Origin of the sequence: Corynebacterium sp. HMSC06C06 (assembly GCF_001807295.1) — a bacterium.
Taxonomy (GTDB): Bacteria; Actinomycetota; Actinomycetes; order Mycobacteriales; family Mycobacteriaceae; genus Corynebacterium; species Corynebacterium striatum.
On sequence record NZ_KV788465.1, the window covers coordinates 1 to 3,675 of the forward strand.

General features: G+C 57.0%; 2 protein-coding genes and 3 pseudogenes. 3 read left to right on the forward strand and 2 right to left on the reverse strand.

Annotated features, from left to right (window positions below):
• Positions 1 to 32: 32 nt before the first annotated feature.
• Positions 33 to 383 (reverse strand): annotated as a pseudogene (locus HMPREF3153_RS01410) (transposase); the annotation flags it as partial.
• Between the two features lie 114 nt (positions 384 to 497).
• Here HMPREF3153_RS01410 and HMPREF3153_RS01415 point away from each other — a divergent pair.
• From HMPREF3153_RS01415 to HMPREF3153_RS01425, 3 genes and pseudogenes are all read left to right on the forward strand, one after another.
• Positions 498 to 1,602, forward strand: a pseudogene (locus tag HMPREF3153_RS01415) (IS1249 family transposase).
• A 212-nt stretch (positions 1,603 to 1,814) separates the two neighbouring features.
• Positions 1,815 to 2,705 carry a cation diffusion facilitator family transporter gene (locus HMPREF3153_RS01420; RefSeq protein ID WP_005328806.1) on the forward strand — a complete coding sequence of 297 codons (891 nt, stop codon included), beginning with the start codon at positions 1,815 to 1,817 and terminating at the stop codon, positions 2,703 to 2,705.
• Between the two features lie 30 nt (positions 2,706 to 2,735).
• Positions 2,736 to 2,918 carry a hypothetical protein gene (locus HMPREF3153_RS01425; RefSeq protein ID WP_005324624.1) on the forward strand — a complete coding sequence of 61 codons (183 nt, stop codon included), beginning with the start codon at positions 2,736 to 2,738 and terminating at the stop codon, positions 2,916 to 2,918.
• Positions 2,919 to 3,205: 287 nt separating this feature from the next.
• Here HMPREF3153_RS01425 and HMPREF3153_RS01430 read toward each other — a convergent pair.
• A pseudogene (locus tag HMPREF3153_RS01430) lies at positions 3,206 to 3,675 on the reverse strand (IS3 family transposase); the annotation flags it as partial.

Genomic DNA, 3,675 nt, shown 5'->3' on the forward strand with positions numbered 1-3,675 from the left:
AACTAATCAATGCACCCTAAAACCGGAAGAGCCACCATAGTCGGAAAGAATGTTCCAGCCCGATCCCGAGGGACATCAACGGTGACTGGCCCGTAGTTAGAATCCACGGTCTTTGGATACGACCCGTTGCGGTAATTGTCTGTTCTAGCTGCAGCTTTAGCGCTCCTGTCGCCAGACTCGTAGCCCAGGTGGGCATCCATTTCAGCGTTGAGTCCCCTGGTAATCGAGGCTTGTAACATGCCGCGAACTAGGTCGTTGGCATCCGTTGTGGACGTGCCTAGGTCATCAATCAGTTTCGCGATGTCAGGATTAGCAAGCAGCTTCTTTTCAATCGTATCAATCTTGGCCTTATCAGCCGGATCTCGTCTCGCCACAGTAGTCATTCTGGTCCATCTTCTCATGCAGGTTAGGTACCCACACACAAACCATCAGACACTCTCTGGTGTGCTTTCCGGGTGAGTAAAAACAGACCACGATGCCCGGTATGTGCTGGGCAAATGAAGAAAAACGGAACCACATCCAAAGGCACAACCAGGTGACGGTGCAAAGACCCGAACTGCGGCAGCTCCACGACACGAACCCGCACCGATCTCACTCAGGCCTGCGACTTTAAAGCCTTCATCTCCTATGTCACCTCCACAGTGACGTTGTCTGAACTCGCCGGGCAACAAAGGGTGAGTCGTTGGACACTTGATCGCCGATTGAACCGTTTTGGCTCATCGACGTCCCCAACGACGGTGCCCCGCAGCGCGTCTACGAGCAGATCTTCATCGACGCCACCACGTCATTGCTTGGCACTGGACCAAACACGAAACTGTCCACGCATACACGCAGCTTCTTCGCAAAATCGCCGAGCCGCTCTGCGTCGTCATCGACGTCGGACAAGGCGCACTCACCGCGATTAAAGCCTGCGGGCCAAACGCGATGATTCAGCGTTGTCTCGTCCATGCGCAACGGGTCATCCGCCGCTACACCACCTCACGGCCGCGCACCGACGCCGGCAAAACCATCTACGCACTGGCGTTGAAACTAACCCGTGTCACCACGCTCGATCAGACACGGGGGTGGACGCTGCGTCTGCACGGCTTCGGTCAGGTATTCAAAACATTCCTCAACGAGAAAACCTCCGTGGCCAAAGAGCGCCGAACTCTCAATAACCAGTGGGAATGGACTCATCTGCGGGTACGCAAAGCCTACAACTCACTGCTGCACCTCTCGCGCAACAATTGGCTGTTTACCTACCTTAAGCCACCACCGAATGTGCCTGATCCTAAACGCTGGGCTTCAACGACAAACAGTCTTGAAGGCGGAATCAACGCCAGGCTCAAACGCATCGCCGATGCGCACCGAGGCAGGTCAGGGGAACGCCAACGAAAAATGCTCGAGTGGTACCTCCACACCAAAAAGCAACTGCCTGACGATCCGCTAAATACCGCCAGGCAGTGCAATTATGACCAAGATCAACTCGCCAAAGTCAACGATCTTGCCGAAGAAAACCACAACAAAGCCGACCAAGAAACAGGCCGACCAGCCTTCTACGACAACGCTATCCCAACCGAGTACGAACACTCGATAGGAATCAGAAAAGACCCCATGAAGTAACTAACCGTGTACCCGCCCCGCAACACGCCGAACGGACACACATTCTGCTACTTAACCCTACTTTTTGGTTGTTCATGTTTCAGCTTCTCTACACATTCAAAGGACAACTGCACAATGACCTAAATCAGGCCGACTTGGCCTCAGTGGCTGCGCTTACCGCCATCCATTTTCATTTAATTGTCAATAAGCGTCGACGGGGATAGGCTGAGTGCATGGCACACGAGCACCACGACCACGATCACTCCAGCACGCCGCTGCGCGCACTCTTGATTGCGCTAGGCATTACCGGCACCGTCTTCTTCGCGGAGCTGATCGGCGGCTGGTTGGCGGGTTCGATGGCGCTGATGGCGGATGCGATGCACATGCTTTCCGACGCTGCGGGGTTGATCATCGCGGTGTTAGCGGTGTTGGTTGGGCGCCGACAAGCATCGGCTCAGGCCACGTACGGCTACCGACGAGTGGAGGTGCTTGCTGCACTGGCGAACGCAGTGATGGTGCTGGCGATCTCGGTGTGGATTGTCGTCGAGGCGGTGCGCCGCCTGCAGAGCCCGGCCGAAGTGCAGGGAAAAACGATGCTGATCATCGCGGTGATCGGCCTGGTGGCGAATGCGCTATCGGCGTGGGTTCTGCACCGGCACCGCAAATCCTCGATCAACGTGGAGGGCGCGTTCTTGCACGTGTTAGTGGATATGCTCGGCTCGGTCGCAGTAATCGTGGCCGGCATCGTGGTACTGACCACGGGGTTTGTGGCGGCGGACGTGATCGCCTCCCTAGCGATCGCGGCGATGGTGCTGCCGCGCGCCTGGCAGCTCATGCGGCTTTCGGCGAGCGTGCTGCTCGAGCAAGTCCCGGCGGACTTCGACGCCAGTGCGATCGAGCCCGCGCTGCGGCAGGTCGAGGGCGTTGCTGACATCCACGACCTGCACCTGTGGAGCCTGGACGGCGTGAACGTGCTCACGACCGTGCATATCGTGCGCGACGGCACCGTCGGCACCGGCCCGCTGTTGGATGCCGCCCAGCAGGCCCTGCGCGAACACGGTATCGAGCACTCCACCATCCAGATTGAGCACCCAGAGCACGAATCCCACGAGACGGTGTGCTGATTCCCTTCTAACCTGACTTAGGCCAATTTTGTGCGGAAGTTCGCGGCCGGTGATTACTTGGATGGTGGCAGTGAGGTCGGGCGGGAATGGTACGGCGGCGTGAATGGTTTCGCCGCCAACGACGAGTTGAAAGCTGCGGTATTTCTTGAGTGTTCTCACGAGGCGTTTGATGAAGTGACCACTGCGGGTCTCCATCAGGTGGGTCACGGCTAGTGCTGCCATCACAATATTGAGATGTGCTGTGATCGAGTTTTGTTTCCTCGCATAGATTGGGCGTGCTTTCAGGTCTGATTTCGACATCCGATACGACATTTTCAATGTGGAATAGCCTGCGGTAATGCCCGATAACCTCCTAGGCGGGAAGAGCGGTCAGGTCGGTTTCATAGCCTTTAATTCCGGCTAGGGCTCGTGGGGTTGCCCGCAAATCGTGGACACGTAGTGGAGCTACCTAGTGGTTAGGCAGCTATTTTTTTTCTGCTGTTGATTGCGTCGGCGTGGTTTTCGAAGTCGACAGGGCTGACCATTCCGAGTGCAGAGTGCCGGCGCCGGCGGTTGTAGACGACTTCCATCCAGTAGGCAACGGCTTTGCGTGCGGCATCACGGGTAGGCCATCGCTTACGGTCGTAGAATTCAGTCTTTAGCGTCGACCAGAACGACTCGGCCATCGCGTTATCGAAGCACACGCCAGTGCGCCCCACAGACTGGGCAATGCCCAGGTTGCGGCAGACCTCCCAGAGCTTCTCACTGGTAAATTGCGTTCCACGGTCAGCGTGAAACACCAGCCCATCAGGAACATCACCGCGCAGCGTATGCGCCATCCGCAGGGCCCGTTCAACCAAACTTGTGTCTTGAACGCTATCCATTGCCCAGCCCAGTACCCTGCGGGAATGACCATCGCGGACCGCGCACAAGTACAGCCAGCCCTCACCGGTGCGAAGGTAGGTAATATCCGACATCCACACTCGGTTGA

Bases quoted from the DNA above. Each gene is read 5' to 3' on its own strand.
- HMPREF3153_RS01420 (WP_005328806.1), top strand. From the start codon at position 1,815: ATGGCACACGAGCACCACGACCACGATCACTCCAGCACGCCGCTGCGC.